Origin of the sequence: uncultured Phascolarctobacterium sp. (assembly GCF_905212365.1) — a bacterium.
GTDB lineage: Bacteria > Bacillota > Negativicutes > Acidaminococcales > Acidaminococcaceae > Phascolarctobacterium_A.
This window is the reverse complement of sequence record NZ_CAJMEH010000049.1, coordinates 1-16,338: the sequence shown is the minus strand read 5'-3', so window position 1 is coordinate 16,338 and position 16,338 is coordinate 1. Positions and strand designations below refer to the sequence as shown.

Annotated in this window: 20 protein-coding genes; 2 read left to right on the top strand and 18 right to left on the bottom strand. The window is 48.1% G+C overall.

What is annotated here, in order from left to right:
* Positions 1-214: hypothetical protein (locus tag QZ105_RS07985; RefSeq protein ID WP_293729354.1), on the top strand; the 214-nt coding region annotated here is incomplete at its 5' end.
* Positions 215-563: 349 nt separating this feature from the next.
* On the opposite strand, the gene QZ105_RS07980 is transcribed toward QZ105_RS07985, so the two are convergent.
* The 17 genes from QZ105_RS07980 to QZ105_RS07900 form a co-directional block, all read right to left on the bottom strand.
* Positions 564-1,634, bottom strand: coding sequence for a BMP family protein (locus QZ105_RS07980; protein ID WP_293729352.1), 1,071 nt, complete (start codon positions 1,632-1,634; stop codon positions 564-566).
* A 25-nt stretch (positions 1,635-1,659) separates the two neighbouring features.
* Positions 1,660-2,004 (bottom strand): HepT-like ribonuclease domain-containing protein, encoded by a 345-nt coding sequence (locus QZ105_RS07975; RefSeq protein WP_293729350.1) that lies wholly within the window; start codon positions 2,002-2,004, stop codon positions 1,660-1,662.
* Positions 1,997-2,299 (bottom strand): nucleotidyltransferase domain-containing protein, encoded by a 303-nt coding sequence (locus tag QZ105_RS07970; protein WP_293729348.1) that lies wholly within the window; start codon positions 2,297-2,299, stop codon positions 1,997-1,999. The genes QZ105_RS07975 and QZ105_RS07970 overlap by 8 nt, the downstream gene beginning before the upstream one ends.
* 143 nt (positions 2,300-2,442) lie before the next feature.
* Positions 2,443-3,234 carry a transporter substrate-binding domain-containing protein gene (locus QZ105_RS07965; protein WP_293729346.1) on the bottom strand — a complete coding sequence of 264 codons (792 nt, stop codon included), beginning with the start codon at positions 3,232-3,234 and terminating at the stop codon, positions 2,443-2,445.
* Between the two features lie 183 nt (positions 3,235-3,417).
* Entirely contained in the window at positions 3,418-5,190 is a 1,773-nt protein-coding gene (locus QZ105_RS07960; RefSeq protein ID WP_293729344.1) for a Na(+)/H(+) antiporter subunit D, read from the bottom strand.
* Positions 5,153-5,401, bottom strand: coding sequence for a hypothetical protein (locus QZ105_RS07955; protein ID WP_293729342.1), 249 nt, complete (start codon positions 5,399-5,401; stop codon positions 5,153-5,155). The genes QZ105_RS07960 and QZ105_RS07955 overlap by 38 nt, the downstream gene beginning before the upstream one ends.
* A complete protein-coding gene (locus tag QZ105_RS07950; RefSeq protein ID WP_293729341.1) occupies positions 5,401-6,906 on the bottom strand; it encodes a monovalent cation/H+ antiporter subunit D family protein in 1,506 nt (501 codons plus the stop codon). The genes QZ105_RS07955 and QZ105_RS07950 overlap by 1 nt, the downstream gene beginning before the upstream one ends.
* Positions 6,903-8,396 carry a complex I subunit 5 family protein gene (locus QZ105_RS07945; protein ID WP_293729340.1) on the bottom strand — a complete coding sequence of 498 codons (1,494 nt, stop codon included), beginning with the start codon at positions 8,394-8,396 and terminating at the stop codon, positions 6,903-6,905. The genes QZ105_RS07950 and QZ105_RS07945 overlap by 4 nt, the downstream gene beginning before the upstream one ends.
* On the bottom strand, positions 8,393-8,770 hold the full coding sequence (locus QZ105_RS07940) for a sodium:proton antiporter (RefSeq protein ID WP_293729339.1): 378 nt from the start codon (positions 8,768-8,770) through the stop codon (positions 8,393-8,395). Before QZ105_RS07940 ends, QZ105_RS07945 begins: the two co-directional genes overlap by 4 nt.
* Positions 8,751-9,203: an MnhB domain-containing protein gene (locus tag QZ105_RS07935; protein WP_293729337.1), complete on the bottom strand. Its 453-nt coding sequence runs from the start codon at positions 9,201-9,203 to the stop codon at positions 8,751-8,753. The genes QZ105_RS07940 and QZ105_RS07935 overlap by 20 nt, the downstream gene beginning before the upstream one ends.
* The gene (gene mbhE / locus QZ105_RS07930; RefSeq protein WP_293729335.1) at positions 9,200-9,526 is read right to left on the bottom strand and encodes a hydrogen gas-evolving membrane-bound hydrogenase subunit E; all 327 of its coding nucleotides are present in this window, start codon (positions 9,524-9,526) and stop codon (positions 9,200-9,202) included. Before mbhE ends, QZ105_RS07935 begins: the two co-directional genes overlap by 4 nt.
* Positions 9,526-9,768, bottom strand: a complete 243-nt coding sequence (locus QZ105_RS07925) for a DUF4040 domain-containing protein (protein ID WP_293729333.1) — start codon at positions 9,766-9,768, stop codon at positions 9,526-9,528. The genes mbhE and QZ105_RS07925 overlap by 1 nt, the downstream gene beginning before the upstream one ends.
* Positions 9,769-10,182: a monovalent cation/H(+) antiporter subunit G gene (gene mnhG / locus QZ105_RS07920; protein ID WP_293729331.1), complete on the bottom strand. Its 414-nt coding sequence runs from the start codon at positions 10,180-10,182 to the stop codon at positions 9,769-9,771. It lies immediately after the preceding gene.
* On the bottom strand, positions 10,179-10,442 hold the full coding sequence (locus QZ105_RS07915) for a monovalent cation/H+ antiporter complex subunit F (protein ID WP_293729329.1): 264 nt from the start codon (positions 10,440-10,442) through the stop codon (positions 10,179-10,181). Before QZ105_RS07915 ends, mnhG begins: the two co-directional genes overlap by 4 nt.
* A 2-nt stretch (positions 10,443-10,444) precedes the next feature.
* A complete protein-coding gene (locus tag QZ105_RS07910) occupies positions 10,445-11,020 on the bottom strand; it encodes a Na+/H+ antiporter subunit E (protein ID WP_293729327.1) in 576 nt (191 codons plus the stop codon).
* Positions 10,995-11,831: a glutamate racemase gene (gene murI, locus QZ105_RS07905; protein ID WP_293729325.1), complete on the bottom strand. Its 837-nt coding sequence runs from the start codon at positions 11,829-11,831 to the stop codon at positions 10,995-10,997. Before murI ends, QZ105_RS07910 begins: the two co-directional genes overlap by 26 nt.
* 82 nt (positions 11,832-11,913) lie before the next feature.
* Complete coding sequence (locus QZ105_RS07900) at positions 11,914-13,095, bottom strand: MFS transporter (RefSeq protein ID WP_293729324.1); 1,182 nt, start codon at positions 13,093-13,095, stop codon at positions 11,914-11,916.
* 321 nt (positions 13,096-13,416) lie between these two features.
* On the opposite strand from QZ105_RS07900, the gene QZ105_RS07895 reads away from it, so the two are divergent.
* Entirely contained in the window at positions 13,417-14,307 is an 891-nt protein-coding gene (locus QZ105_RS07895; protein WP_293729323.1) for a LysR family transcriptional regulator, read from the top strand.
* Between the two features lie 204 nt (positions 14,308-14,511).
* On the opposite strand, the gene QZ105_RS07890 is transcribed toward QZ105_RS07895, so the two are convergent.
* On the bottom strand, positions 14,512-16,170 hold the full coding sequence (locus QZ105_RS07890) for a Na+/H+ antiporter NhaC family protein (RefSeq protein WP_293729322.1): 1,659 nt from the start codon (positions 16,168-16,170) through the stop codon (positions 14,512-14,514).
* Positions 16,171-16,338 lie beyond the last annotated feature (168 nt).

Here is a 16,338-nt window from a genome sequence, read left to right as displayed (position 1 = left end):
TAATGCCATAGCCATTGCGAGTACTAAGGATTTTTTCATTTTGTTTTCCTCCTCTTCAATGAGAGATTTTTATTTATTACAAAATCTCCTTGCGCAGGCTCATGTACTGCAGTCCGCTAAAGTTGCCTTGTTTCCTCCAGCTTGCAGTCATTACCCGTGCCTCAGAAATTTTATAATACGTGGGGTGGAAGCAGCCTGCGATATACTTGCCTAGGGTATATCATTTGCTAAGCTACTGTGATTATTATATGCTATTTTGACCGCGCAGTCAACATCTTTTTTCTGAAAATTTCTGTTAAACTTATCTTCTGTTACAGTTTTTCTTATGTAAGGATTAAGAAGCGAGAGGAAAGTAATAGGATTCGCGTAATCCTTTAACTCTTCTAAAAGTATCTCCAATGTTTTTATCATTTTTTACCTCATAGTACTATTTTATAGTACTGCGAGGTGAAAATAAAGCGTTTTCTTCCGTTTCCGTATTTATATTACAAAAGTAAAAGCCGTAGCACCCCAAAATTTTTGAAGCAGCGCTGCGGCTCTAAAGTTATTCAGTCAAACAAATTCTACTTGCGATTATTTTTTGCTTCCTGCGGCACAAAGGCTTGCGCTTCCGGGTCAAATTCCAAACCGTCGTAAACGGTGTTAATTTTTACCTTGCCCTGCAATACCTGCGTGCGTAGCTTTTCCAGCTTGCGAACGACGCGCGGCGGCACCTGTTCGGATACTGCCAAACGCACTACGTCCGCGTTTTCCAAACCGATAACGCTGATAGTATTAGCGGAAAACTTACCGTCCGTAAAATCCTTGGCCGCGTTAAAAATAGCAACGCTGGAATCTGCTACTGCCGAACCGATGAATATGGGTGAAACCTCCGTCCAATCGATAACATTGCCGATTTCCTTAACCTTGCCGTTAGCGGCGATAACGTCGTTCACGCCGAAGCGTCCTCCGTTGAGCATCGTATAAATCACATCGCAGCCAGCCTTGATTTCACCCTCTGCAGCCTTGGCGTTAACAGCGTTATCATCCAAATTACCGGTAAAATGGGTATAAAATTCCGCTTTGGCATTAACGCGATGCAGCCCGTCGTAAAAAGCGGCGCGCGCCTGCAAGCCGGGCTTCGGCCAGGCGCCGGAAATATGCCCCACCTTATCCGTCTTAGTCATATACCCTGCCAAGGCGCCCGCCAAAAAAGCGGACTGCTCCTGATCTACTTTATAGCTGCTGACATTTTCACTTTTGACGTTGCCTTGAATAACCACGAATTTAATCTGCGAAAATTCCTTGCTGATTGCTTCCACCGGCGCGTTGCACTGCCCGCCATGAGCAATAATCAGCTGCGGCCCTTCCTGCGCCAAACGGCGCAGCTCAGCGGTCAAAACATCTTTGTTGGATGTAGCCGAAACGTCGTAAACGCATTTTACATTTTTAGTTAATTCCTGAGCAATGCGCTGATACCCGCGATAACCGGCCTCCATAAAGCCGTTGTCCTTAGCGTTGCCGGGCAGCAGCACGGAAATTTCCGCTTTTGCAGCCGCGTCAGTCACAGGAGTTTCTACAACCGCAGCCTGCGCCAAGCTGCTGAACATCATGGAAGTGAAAACAACCGCCAAAAATTTTTTACTCATCTTCATACAACATCCCTCCTGATTATTTTATTTAGGGCATCATTAAATATTTTTCTAATTCTTTCCGCAAAGCTGGCAAATCATACTTAATAGTATCCCAAACAATACTCATCTCTACCCCATCGTAGCCATGCACTATTCTATTCCTCATACCATACATTTGCTTCCACGGTATTGTTTTAATTTCAGTTTTGGCGGTTTCACTTAAATCTGTTTTTGCCAATTCTCCAATTTGCATTAAGTTAAAAACACAAGCTTCTACTCGCATACTATCTTCTTCAAAATCATGTAACGATTGACACTTATCGCAATACTTCAAAACAGCTTTTATATGTTTATGAATTTTCTCCAAAACTTTCTTATCATGATTATCCATATATTACTATCCCCGTGCTTTCTATCTCTTTTTGAATATCAGAAGAATTGATGATTTGGCTTTTATCTAATAAATCGACTGTTCTTCCCATTACATTCACCGTATCTTCAAGTAATCCATAAAAAGCCAAGCCTCTTAAATTACTATCAACCATAATATCTATATCACTGCTGTCTTTGGCAATTCCTTTAGCATACGAACCAAAAAGCACAGCTTTTTTTATTTTATATTTTTTAAAAACTGGCTGGAGTTTTTCCTTAATATCTGCGATAGAATATATTTTCTGATACATCATCTTTCACTCCTTCCTAATTTATATTTTAGCACATCAACAGCTATCATGTCATTATTATTCAAGCAGCTTATAATAATTCAAAATGACAACAAACAAAAAATAAGAGCACTACCCTGCGGTAATGCTCTTAGCTTCAGCAATAATTATTTAATATATTCATCTTCCAGCTTGTCCAGAGTGCCGTCCATATCCTTTTCTTCCATGAAGAAATTTACATAGTTCAGCCATTCCTGATCGCCTTTAGCCATCAAAATACCGAATTGATTTTTAGTGAAGGGGTCGTCGATCAGCGGCGCAGCCAGGCGCGCGTCGTCGCGCACATAACGTCTGGCCTCCATGGTTTCCGTAATCATCACGTCCGCCTTACCCTCGGCAATCAGCGAAGGAATTTCCGCATTCTGCGGATGTACCAGCAAGGTGCAGTCCGGCAAATTGGACAAAGCAAATTTTTCGTTAGTGCCGCCGGGATTTACCATCACGCGCACACTCTTCTTATTCAAATCCGCTTCGGAGGTGAATTTTTTAGCGTCCTCCTTGCGGCACAAAATAGTTTTGCCAAACAGCAAATAGCCGTGGGACATATCCATATCCTTGGCGCGGGCAAAGGTACGGGTGATGCCGCTGATAGCGATATCAAATTTACCGGCCATCGTGTCGGCGGACAGCGTTTTCCAAGTTGTAGGCACATACTGCACCTTTACGCCCAAGGACTGCGCCAAAAGCTCCGCTACCTCGCAGTCAAAGCCTTCATACTTACCGGTTTCCTTATTCAGATAGGACATGGGCTTATAATCGCCGGTGCTGCCTACCAAAAGAGTTCCGCGCTCCTGAATATCCTGCAATCTGCCCGCTTCGGCCGACGGCAAAAGACCGCCCACACCCAGCATCGCTGTTGCCAGCAAAGCGCCTGCGCATAATTTTTTGAAATTTACCATACTACAATCCTTCCTTTCGAAAATTTATATGCGATTTATATAGAATTATAGTACAGATTTCTAGATTATGCCAGATTTTTTATTTATTGGTCGCTCTTGATGCAGCCAACTGTAAGTAATTTTACATAAAGAAAGCGGACGCCGCAGCGCCCGCTCGCACAACAATTTAATTTTTCTTTCCGCTTACATGGTAGCGATAAAGTAAGCGATGCTGCTTACTAAAACCGTCAGCGTAATCATCATAGGATCGGCGACGGAGGTACGGTAATTTTCCGGATTATAATGGCTACGCTTACGGAAGGGCTTAGCGTCCAAAAATTCCATCGGATTAGCCGTCAAATCCATAAATTTTTCATACAGCACGCCCCAGGCTCCGCCCAACGCGCCGCACAGCGCGCAAAACAAAGAGCTGACTCTGAAAATCAAAAAGGCGAAGGGCTTGCGGTAGAACCAATCCGTATCCAGGCTGATAGCCGTATGCGGCTCCATGCGCGGCAGGAACATCATAAAGGGAACCAGCGCCATGCCCAGCATCTGCACATATTGCAGCACATGAGCCGCCGCAAAGGGATGATAGGGCTCCATTTCAAAGGGCAGATAACGGTACAGCAAATCAGGATATACGCCGTAGAGGAAGCACAGAAAAGCGCTGATGCTCATAGCCAGCTTCATATTAAACGGCAGCGGCGTTTTAATTGCCGCGCCCTTATCGTCCTTGCGCAGGAAAATGAAGTAGCCCATTTTCAAAGGAATGGACAAAAATGTACCGATGGCAGCCAGCTCCAGCAGCGTATATACCGCGCCGTGACCGGCAGCATAAGCGGCGTTGACAGTAATGGCCTTACTGATAAAGCCGTTGAACAGCGGAATACCGGCGATGGAAAAGGCTGCGGAAAAGAAGCAAACGCAGACCAGCGGCAGCTTTTTCGCCATGCCGCCCAGCTTATTGATTTCTTTAATGCCGGTGGCATAAATGATAGCGCCAGCGCACATAAAGAGCAGGGATTTAAACAGAATATCGCAAAAGGCGTGGGCCGTCGCGCCGTTAAGCGCCATACCCGTACCGATGCCCGCGCCGGCCACCATAAAGCCGGTCTGGGAAATGATGTGATGAGCCAGCAGCCTGCGCATATCGTTTTCCATAATCGCGTAGCAGGCCCCGTACAAGGCCATCAGCACGCCGCCCCACATGAGCAGCTCGGTTCCGGCAAATTCTCTGATTAAAGCGTAAACCGCAACCTTGGTCGTCAGGCAGCTCATAAAAACGCCGCCGGTAAGCGTGGAATTAGCGTAAGCATCCACCAGCCAGGCGTTGACCGGAGGCATAGCCACGTTGACGAACATGCCGACCAGCACAAACCAATACGCTAAAGTATTGGTCTTGCCCGTCAGGCTTTCCATAATAATGGAATCGTTGGTGTAAGCCGTAAGGAAAATGCCTGCCAGCAAAACGCCGCCGCCCAGCATATGCACCAGCATATAGCGGAAGCCCGCCTTGCGGGATTCCGCGCCGGGATTGCACCATACCAGGAACAGGGATGATACCGCCAGGGATTCCCAGAAGAAAATGAAGGACAGCCAATCCTTCGCCAGCGTAACGGAAATAGCGCCGCCGGCATAGAGCATGCAGCACAAAGCCTCCATGCGGTTTTCGTTATGCGCCGCATAAATGCCGCTGACCAAGGCCAGCACGGAAAAGATAAAAGTAAATATCCAGCTTAATTTGTCAACGTACATCAAATGCAGCTGCAAATCATTGACAAAGGGAACGACGACCTCCGTTCCTATTTCCAGCTGCAGCGCCGCGCCGACAGCGGCCAACGGCCCCAGCGCCAGCACAAATTTACGGATGCATTTGGGCGCCAGCATAGCAACCACGCCGACGACCATTAAAATCAGACCGGGATGAAGCATTAAATTATTCATCATCATCACCTCTGCCTTCGTAATCATCATTATAATAGTCCTCGTCGCGCTGAAGCAGCGGGGCCATAATCAATTTGGCAACGATTATCAAAACCCAACAGCCTGCAAAGCCAAAGAAAATATTATAGCCAAAGGGCAGCGGCCACCAGGCGGGCGCATGCAGATGCACGCCGCACAGCTCGGCCACAGCCGAAACGATTAACACTGCCAGACAAAGCAGGTATACTGATTTTTTATTCATTACAGCCACCCCCCATGCCAGCCTGCGCAAACCGTGTTGGATACCATTACCGTCAGCCGGTAGAAGTGCGGATAAATATTAGGCACTATACCTAAAACGATGGCGATGAGCGTCGTAATGCAAATGGGTATCAGCATGGAATAGCTGATTTCGCCGTATTCGCGGAATTTTTCCTGCGGGTCCTTACGGAAGAAGGCCATCTGTGAAACCGGTATCAGATAAGCCGCCGCCAATAAACCGCTGGCCACCCACAGCAAAACGTACAGCGGCTTGCCCGCCTGCAAAGCGCCCAGGCACAAATTCCATTTACTGATGAAGCCTACCAAAAACGGAACGCCGGCAATGCCCAGCGAAGCGATGGTAAAGCAGGTCATAGTCACCGGCAGCTTTTTGCCGATGCCATACAGTTCGCTGATATTGTTGCGGTGAGTGCGGGCGATAATCAGGCCCGCGCACATAAAGAGGGTAATCTTCATCACGGCATGCGCTACCAGATGCAGGTACGCGCCCTTAATGCTGATGGGCGAAATCAGCGCCGCGCCTAAAACTATATAGGACAGCTGGCCGATGGTGGAAAAAGCCAAACGGCGCTTCAAGTGGTCCTGCCGCAAAGCGATGAGCGAGGATACCAGAATACTGATAGCCGCCGCCCAGGCCAGCACGTCGGTAACGCCGATTTCCGCCAGCAGCTTGGGCCCAAAAACGAAACCGATAATGCGCAGCACGGCGAAAACGCCGGTTTTAACAACTGCAACCGCATGCAGCAGCGCCGATACGGGCGTAGGCGCGATCATCGCCGCAGGCAGCCAGCCGTGCAAGGGCATTACGGCAGCCTTTACGGAACCGGCCAGAATCATCAGCACGAAAACGGCCTGCAGCACCCATCTGGGAGCCATATCGGCAGTCAGGAAACCGCCCGGCGTAAATTCCATCGTACCGCTGATGCAGTAAACGGCAATCACGCCAGCTAGGAACAGCTGGCCGGAAATCAAGGTATAAATCAAATATTTGCGGCTGGCCATCAAAGCTTCTTCGTTGCGCTTATGCAGCACCAACGGATAGCTTGCAAGTGTCAGCAGCTCATAAAAGATGAAGAACGTCAATAAATTTTCGGCCATGGCAATGCCCATAACCGCGCTCATGCAAATGGCGAAAGCCGCAAAGTAACCGGTCTGCTCGCTTTCGTTATTGCAGCGCATATAGCCGATGGAATAGAAATTCATAGGCACCCACAGCATGGAAGCCAGCACGGCAAAAATCATACCTGCCGGGTCCGTGCGCAGCGTCAGTCCCACAGTGTCGGTAATCTGGCACAGCGTCCATTGGTATTGGTTGCCATCCAAAACTGCCGGCAGCATAGAAAGGATAATGCCGAATTTCAGCACGGAAGCGATAACGCTCCACGTCTCGCGCAAGTTAGGCCAACGGCGGCTGAAGGCAATCAGCACCGCGGCCAGGAAGGAAACGCCTACTGCCAGAAATGGTCTGCAATCTATAATCGTCATCTCAGAAACACCTCCGGCAAGCCTAATTTAATAATATCCGTAACAATGTCCACGCTGTAGAAGCCCAGCACCAAAATGCCGATGCCGGTAATAAAGATGGGCAGCGCCATCGCAAAGGGCAGCCCCAGCTTGCCCTGGTGCGGATGCACCTCAGTCAAAGAGGCTTCGCGCTGAATAAACATCTGCTCAATGATACGGAAGAAGTAAATGGCGTTCAGCAGCGAGCTGATAACCAACACGGCAATGTAAAAATATTGCTGTCCGGTATAAGCGCCCAGCATCAAATACCATTTGCTGAAGAAACCGGCGGTAGGCGGCAGGCCGATCATGGACAAGGCCGCCAGCGTCACTGTAATGGTACTGATGGTCATTTTTTTATTCATGCCGCCCAAGCGGTACAGATTAACCTCGCCGAAGCGGTATTCAATACCGCCGATAACCAGGAACAGGCTGCATTTCATCAGCGCATGGTTAATCATGTGCAGTACCGCGCCGATAAAGCCGTACAAATTGCCCATAGCCAGGCCGATGGCAATATAGCCGATCTGCGCCACGCTGGAATAAGCCAGCATACGGCGAAAATCGTACTGCGCCATGGCCATGATGGAACCTATCAGAATACCGGCCACGCCCAAAATGCCCAGCACATTCAGCGCGCTGTGCAGCACCGGGTTATCAACCTTAAAGATATAATACATGAAGCGGATTAACGCATAAGCCGGAGCCTTACTCATGCAGCCTGCGATAAAGGCCGCAGCGCCGGGATGAGCAAAGGTGTAGGCGTCGGGCTGCCAGCCGTGCAGCGGGAACAGTGCCATCTTAATGCCGAAGCCGATGATGAAGCAGGCCACCGCAATAGCGAACAGCGGCGAATTCATATGGGGCACTACCCGCGCCGCCAGGTCCGCCATATTCAGCGTACCGGTCAAAGCGTACAAATAGCCTACGCCCAGCAGGTATAAGGACGCGCCGATAGTACCTATAAGCAGATAGCGGAAGGCTGCCAGCATGGATTTTTTGCCGCCCAGGGCAATCAGCCCATAGCCGGACAGGGACATAATTTCCAAATAAACATACAGATTGAAAACGTCGCCCGTAATAATCATGCCGCACAGGCCCACGGTAAGCAAACCGAACAAGGTGTAGTAGCCGCCGACATGCAGCCAGTCCTCATCCTTAACGAAGGGCTTGCTGTACAGCGCCACCAGCATGGAAATAGCCGTAACCAAAACGGCCAGCACACTGTTCAACGGGTCCATGGCAAATTCAATGCCCACCGGCGGAGCCCAGCCGCCCATCCAGTAATGCACGGTCTGACCACCGCTGACCAGCACCTGCTCCAGCACCGCCAGCGAACTGATAAACGCGCCAGCGATGGACGCCATCACGATCCAGGAGCCCAGGTTTTTACTGATGCGGCTGAACAGCATACATAAAAGCGACGCCGTTAAAGGTAAAAGTACAATAAAAACAGGAGCGTGCTGCGTCATTTGCTGGCCCTCCTCAATACCTCTACCTCTTCTACGGAGCCATAAATTTCCTTAATGCGCATCAAAAGCGCAATGGCCACGCCCGTAGTACCAAGGCTTACGACGATAGCCGTCAGCATCAGGCCGTGGGGCAGGGGGTTGATATAAAAATTAGGGTCCGTCGTAACGCCGTTTTGAATGGGAATCATCGCCCCATCCTTTTGCGCGAAGCACAGATAAAAGAAAATGACGGCAACCTGCATCACGTTCATCGCCATAAGCTTTTTCATATAGTTTTTGCTCAAAACCATACCGTAAACGCCCAGGAAGAACAAAATCATGACCAGGGAGTAGATGCCTTTAGTTTTTAAAAATTCATTTAACACTTCCATCATCTTCACCCCTTTTCACAATCGCATCCAGCAGGTTGATAATCGTCATCATAACGCAAATCGCTACGCCGATTTCAATAAGAAAAATGCCCAGCGCATGCATTTCATGCTTCGGCTCCAAATGTAGCGGCATATAATCATAATTCAGGAAAAAGTCCGCGCCGCCGAATAACGTCAGCCAACCGGTAAAGGCGTATAAAAACGTGCCCACGCCGGCCAGCACAACCGATGTTTTGCCCAGCACATTAAAATCGGCGTCCATGCCCAAAATCAAACGGGAAAGCAGCACGCCAACCGCCAGCAAAGCGCCGGCCTGGAAGCCGCCGCCCGGAGAAAATTCGCCCAGGCACAAAACGTAAATGCCGTAAACAATAGTAAAGGGCACCAGCATACGAAAGGCCACATTCAGGATGAGGCCGCCAAACGGTTCTTTCATTTGATAACCTCTCCTTCCTCAGGATCTTCCGGCTCTTCTTCCGGACGCCTGCCCACAGGATTACTGGTCAGCACCAGCACCGTCGTCAAACCGGCCAAAAACATTACCGAAGTTTCCCACATCGTATCGAAGCCTCTGTAATCGATGATGACGCCGGTAACAATGTTAGGCGAACCCGTATCCTCCGCACTGCGGGAAATATAGGTCGGAGTAACATGCTGGTTAGGCGCAGTATTGGCGTCGCCAATTTCCGGCAGATAGGTTACGACGGAACAGAACATACCCGTCATAACGGCAAGAATTACAGCTACTAAACCGCGCATTATTTACACCACCTGTCAATTTTTTTCAACGAAGCGACGAAGAAAATCGTCGAAATCGTACCAATAACCGCCTCCGTAAAGGCCACGTCCGGCGACCCCATCATCAAATACAGCAGTACGGCGCAGAAGCTGAAACCGCTGTAAATAATTGCCGCGCTTAAAATATCCTTGCAAAAGATAACGGCGCAGGTAATCAAAATCAGGAAGATCAATAAAATTGCCTCAATAATATAAATCTGCATTTATTTTTCCTCCTTCTTTTTCAAATTGCCCACCGGCTCGTCAGCGCCATGGTCAGGCTTTTCCAGCCCCACCAGCTTTTTGGCGCCCTTGCTTTCCAGCGTCCATACAGGATGCCCAGATTTATAGGCCGCTTTACTAAGAATGTGAGAACCGATAGGGTTAGCCAGAAAAACGATTAAGAAGACAAAGGCCATTTTAACCGTCGTCAGCGTCGCGCCCTCGTAAATCATCAGACCGATAAAGGACAGTGCGCAGCCCAGGGTTTCACTGTTGCCGGAGGCGTGGATTCTGCTATAAAAATCAGGCAGGCGCAGCATACCGATGGCCGAGCCTACGAAAAACACTAAGCCGCACAGCATAAATAACGCGGCTATTACCTCTCTGAGAGAATTAAAACCGAACGCTTCTATCATATATTTTTACCTCCCAGATATTTTGCCACGATCACGGAGCCGATAAAGCCCAGGAAGGCATAGGATATGGCAATATCCACATACATATCGGGGCGGCCGTCGATATAACCGAACAGCACCAGCAGCAAAATCGTATCCGCGCCGATAACGCCCAAGCCGTTCATACGGTCATAAATCGTGGGGCCATAGAACAGCCGCTGCAGCATCGCGCCCATAACAAAGATTATGGAAATCATCAAGATAAAGAAAATAACCTGCATAATCATTCCTCGCTCTCTGCCACAGCAAAATTAAATTCTTCGCCATACAGCTCGGCAATCTTGCGCTGCATAGAACCGTCCAGCACGCCGGCCGCCGCTCCCGCAGTCAGCGCGTGAATTTCGTACAAACCGTCGTCGGTAACGTTAATAGTTACTGTACCGGGCGTCAGCGTAATGGAATTAGCCAGCACCACAGAAGCCATGGGATTGTCCGCCTTGAAATAGAAGCGCACTACCTTGGGATCGATGTTCAGCTCCTGACTGGTCGTGGCCAGCAAAACGTCGATATTCGCCAGCACCAGCTGCCACATCAGCCAAAAGAAATACATGATAAATTTAGGAAGCGAAACGCCAAACACAAAATATTTTTTGCTGCCGTCCTTATTGGGAACCAATAAAAGCGGATATGTCAGCCACGTTGTTACCACGGCTGTTAAAACTCCATAAACAACAAATTTGGTTTCGCTTCTGCCCGACAGCACCATCCAAAACACAAAAAGCGCTAAGCACAGGCAAAGCTTATGTACTGAAGGTGAGCCTGCAATATTATTTTTATTCACTGCTACCTGTTTTCCCACAGCTACCACCTTTCTTTTGTAAATCTATTTCTTGAAAATCACACTCATCCACGTTCAGCATTCTGCAAGCCAATCGTCGCACGCGCTCAATATCAGCTGTCGCGCAAATTTTTAATTTACCCTGTCCTTTAGAACGCAAACGCTCTAAGCTTTGCAGCTCTGCTGCTGCCAGCTCGCTTGTCGCTACCGCTGGGTCGATAACGGTAACGCCTGCGCCAAACTCTTTGGCAATCTGCTCTTTAATGAACGGGTAATGCGTGCAAGATAAAATCAAAGCGTCAATCCCCGCTTTTTTCAGCGGCGCAGCATATTCGGCAACAGCCGCCGCCAGCTCCGGGCTGTCAAATTTTTCGCCTTCGATTAACGGCACAAATTTAGGGCACGCCGTCGGATAAACCTCCGCAGACACATCCAGCTCCAAAATCGCTTTTTTATGCGCCTCGGTACCAATAGTAAAGGGCGTAGCCAGCACGCCAATCTTTTTCTTTTTGCTGGCCGCTAAAAGCAGTTTTTCGCCCTTGGACATACCTACGATTGAAAATTTATGCTCGCCCTTTAAGCTATCTACCCCCAGCATAGTCAGCGTATTGCAGGCGATAACCACCTGCTTGACGCCTTGGCCTGCCAGCCAATCGATCATTTCGGCCACAAAGCCGCGAATTTCTTTTTCTGTGCGCGTACCGTAGGGGGTGCGCGCAGTATCGCCAACATATATAAAATCCTCGTGCGGCAAAAGCTGGTGCAAGCATTTCAAAACTGATAAGCCGCCAACCCCGCTGTCCAGCACGCCAATAGGTGCGTTAATTTCCATAAAGAAGCCCCCTTTTATATCATTATTATTATAACACTAATGCGCTGTCAAACCAACCGCAAAGGATTCTTTTTTTCACAGATCAGTCATAAACTTTCTGCCAGCTGCGTACAAAATAAAGTCCCACCAGGCTGCATAAAATGGCAAGCGCCACCAGCGATACTATGCCGTTCCAACCCGCCGCCTGAAAGAACAAACCGCCGGCGCTGCCCAAAACACTCGCGCCGCAGTAATAACAAAACATATAAAGCGCAACGCTCGCCGCCTTCTGCTGCGGACACAAGCTGCCGCACCAGCCGATAGCGCAGGCGTGCGCGCCAAAAAATCCATAATCGACAGCGCACAGCCCCGCAAGCTTTACCGCAACAGCCGCGTGCAGCGTCAGCAAAATTCCTAAAAGCATAATAAATAAATCTATCACGATAACCTTAACAGTTCCGAATCTGTAAATCAATTTACCGCTCATAGCCGAACTCAGCGAACCGAAAATCTGCACCAAAAATATCAATCCGATAAGGCTCTGACTAAAATTATACGGCGCGGCGCGCAGCACAAACGGAATAAAATTATAAATAGCGACAAAGCTTCCCATAATGGAAAAGGCGATGAAGCAAATCCCGTATAAAGATTTATTGCTCAGCGAAAAAAATTCCCAGTCAAATTTTTTCTTTACGCCCGGCTCATGCCTTTCCTGCGGCAGCAGTATGCACGCAGCAAGCGAAATACAAAATAAAATTGCGCCGCAAAACGTAATTGCCAGGCGCCAGTCAAAAACGTCAGTTAAGAACGCCAGGCTCAATCTGCCCGACAGTCCGCCAAGCGTTGTGCCGCTGATGTACAGCCCAGCAATATAAGCAGTTTTATCGGCAGACATTTCCTCCTGAATATACGCCATCACCAAAGTCGGCACCAGCGCAATGCTAACACCCACCAAAACGCGCACGGCAAGCATCGCGCCGAAGCCCGGCATATTTCCTAACGCTGCCGTCAGCAAGCTGCAAACCAGCAGGCCGAAGCAAATCCCGCGTTTGCGCGGCAGCCTCTCCGCAAAAAAAGTTAAAATAAACAGCGCGCAGGCAATTCCCAGCATTCCCGCGCCGACAATCGTACTGGCGGCGGCAGGCCTTAGCCCAAACGCGCTGCCTATCGCCGGAATAATCGGCTGCAAACAATTTAGAGCGGCAAAAGCAGCAACGCCAGCTAAAATTACGGCTGCAATAATTTTTCTTTCCGTGCCAGCCGAAATATTTTTTGTTTCGTCCATAAGAAAAACTCCTCATTATAAAATAAAGCCCCAGCTTCATATTTATGCTTGTGAAGCCGGGGCTGTCCCCATTTATTTAATATTTTCTTTTTCAGTTAATGACTGCCCTGTGTTTACTTGCCAAAATAAGCAAGAGCCAAAAGAATCACAACTATAGCAGACGTAATCGCTTGTTTAGAAGACATACCGCTTCACTCCTTTTTGAATTTCTTATTCAAAAGATACATGCTATCCCTTGCTTGACTATAATATACCGCAAGTCTATAATAAAGTAAAACGAATTAAATCGTCATTAAATAGCGAAAGAAATGGTATTTAAAGATGGATGTAGAATTTTACAGGAACTTTCTTGTCGTAGCAGAATCGTCCAATCTCAGCGCGGCGGCGCACAAGCTCAATATCGCGCAAACCTCGCTCAGCGCGCAAATTCATAAGCTGGAAAGCTGCTATGGCGTCAGGCTTTTAAAACGGCAAAAAGGCATCAAGGCCATAGAATTGACAAACGCTGGCATAGATTTTTTACGCCAAGCAGAGCAAATCTGCAAAAGCGAGGACGAGCTGGCCTTCGATATGCAAAAATACAGCGGCGCAGTCAGCGGTACGCTGCGCTTTGGAGTTTCGCACCTGCGCAGCAGCTATATAATTGAACAATTTTTAGCGCCCTTCTCGCAACTGCATCCGGAAATTATGTACGAATACGATATTATCCTTACCATAGAACAGGTAGAAAAAATACGTGCGGGCAGCCTTGACTTTGCTTTCGCCAATACCGCCATTCCCGCCTATCCAGAATTTTCCATCGTCAATTTAGGCACAGAACAGTTTTACGCAATTTATCGCAGCGACACGCCAACCGCATGGGAAAATAAAAATTATATTACAGTCGAAGATTTGCAAAACCTGCCGCTTTGCAGCAACAAGATGCAGTTTCTCATTTTGCGCCAGGTCTGCGACGAGCGTTTCATTACGCTGCGCGTCAATTTTATGACCAACACGCTGGGCAGCTGCCTTGATCTTGTCAGGAACAGCAATAATATCGCCATAGCCGCTATGCTGCCGAACGATAAACTTCCCTCCGGACTCACGCGCACGCTGATTAAAAACGATAAACTATTTTTCAATCAGACATTTTTTTGGAATAAAAGCAGGCCGTTAAGTATTGCAGCGCAAAAATTTTTAGATTTCTTCCTCGAACAGAATAAAAATATTTGATGCCGACCGCACGTCCCAACGTGCGGTTATATTTTTGCAAAACTTTTTATGCCAGCCAGCTCCTTTTCATAATCAGCAGCAAATTCCCCTATGCAGTTGTTACAGATTTCTGTAAAACAGCGCAACAAAAAACTGCGGCGATTGCACATAAGCACATCTCAATCAGCCGCAGCTTTTTACTTTTTATAAAAAGAAGCGTTCTTCTTAGTTTTTCTTATTTAGATACGTGCGCAGGCCAAACAGCGTCACAACCATCATCCCCAGCGTAAGCGGCAGCGATATCAGTGCCATAGAACTTTCGCTGAAATAAGCTATGCCGCCTGCAATAAGATACCCGACTACGGAAACACCAGCAGCAGTTAAAGCGTAAGGCAGCTGAGTGGATACGTGATTAACGTGGTCCGAATGCGCGCCCGCCGAAGCCATAATCGTCGTATCGCTGATAGGCGAGCAATGGTCGCCGCAAACTGCGCCGGAAAGACAGGCTGCAATAGAAATAACCAGCATTTCATGGGTATCGCCGCTGCCGAAAACATTGCAGACCACGGGAATTAAAATTGCGAAGGTGCCCCAGCTGGTGCCGGTGGAAAACGCTAAAAACATAGCCACGATAAAAATTATAGCAGGCAAAAACATTTTAAGTACGCCCGCAGACCCGGCAACTAAATCATGCACATAATATTTTGCACCTAAAAGGCCGGTCATACCGGATAAAGTCCAGGCCATGGTCAAAATCATAATCGGCGCAACCATAGCTTTAAAGCCCATGGGAATGCATTCGGTAAAATCCTTGAAAGTCATTACGTCGCGCACCATATAGAAGCAGAAAACGAAGAAAAAGGTTACCATGCTGCCCAAGACCAAACCTTTGGAAGCGTCAGCGTTGGCAAAAGCGTCTACAAAGCTTTCGCCGGAGAAAAATCCGCCCGTATAAACCATGCCCACGATGCAGCAAACAATCAGCACGGCTACAGGCAGCACCAAATCAATAACAGAGCCTTTAGGCAAGTACTCGCTTTTTTCATCCACATCGCCATATGGGCGAGCGTCAGTAGAAAATAAATCGCCCTTACGCGCATTATCCTCATGCAGCTTCATACTGCCGAAATCAAATTTCATTACGGTCAGCAAAATCATCATCAGCAAAGTAGCCAGCGCATAAAAATTATAAGGAATAGTATTGAGGAACATGCCGAAGCCGTTGATATCCGAGCCCTTAGGAACGGAGGAAGTTACTGCCGCCGCCCAGCTGGATACGGGCGCAATAATGCACACGGGCGCAGCCGTAGCGTCTATCAGATACGCCAGCTTGGCGCGGCTCACCTGGTGCCTGTCAGTCACTGGGCGCATTACCGAGCCCACGGTCAAGCAGTTAAAATAATCGTCCACAAAAATCAGCACGCCTAAAGCGATAGTTGCCAGCTGTGCGCCTACGCGGGTTTTAATATTCTGCGACGCCCATTGGCCGAAGGCCGCCGAACCGCCCACCTTGTTCATTAAAGCCACCATAATGCCCAGAATAACTAAAAATACCAAAATGCCCACGTTCCAGCTGTCCGCCAGCTTAGTAATCATACCGCCGTTCTCATTAAAGAGCATAGTGTTCAGCATCAGCTCCAAATTACCGTTGGCATACAGCAATGCGCCAATGGCAATACCCACAAACAAAGAAGAATATACTTCTTTAGTAATCAGAGCCAAAGCAATAGCAATAACAGGCGGCAGCAAAGCGCCGATAGTCGAATAAACTGCCGGCTGATAGGTTTTAGGGTCGACAGTAGCAGGCGCTTGCCAGCTTATAAAGCTTAAAACCGCCGCCAAAGCTAGAACGGCACATAAAAAAGTATAATTAGTCTTGCGCATTGAATAAATCACTCCATATTTTCTAAAAAATCTGTAATATTATATCACAAAGAAAATTTGAAAGCAAGGAAAAGACGGCAGTTATCAGCATATAGAAAAAGACTCAAGCGAATGCTTGAGTCTTTTTCTAACCGGCAGCTTTCTATCCTCCCAGGCCGCTTCCAGCCA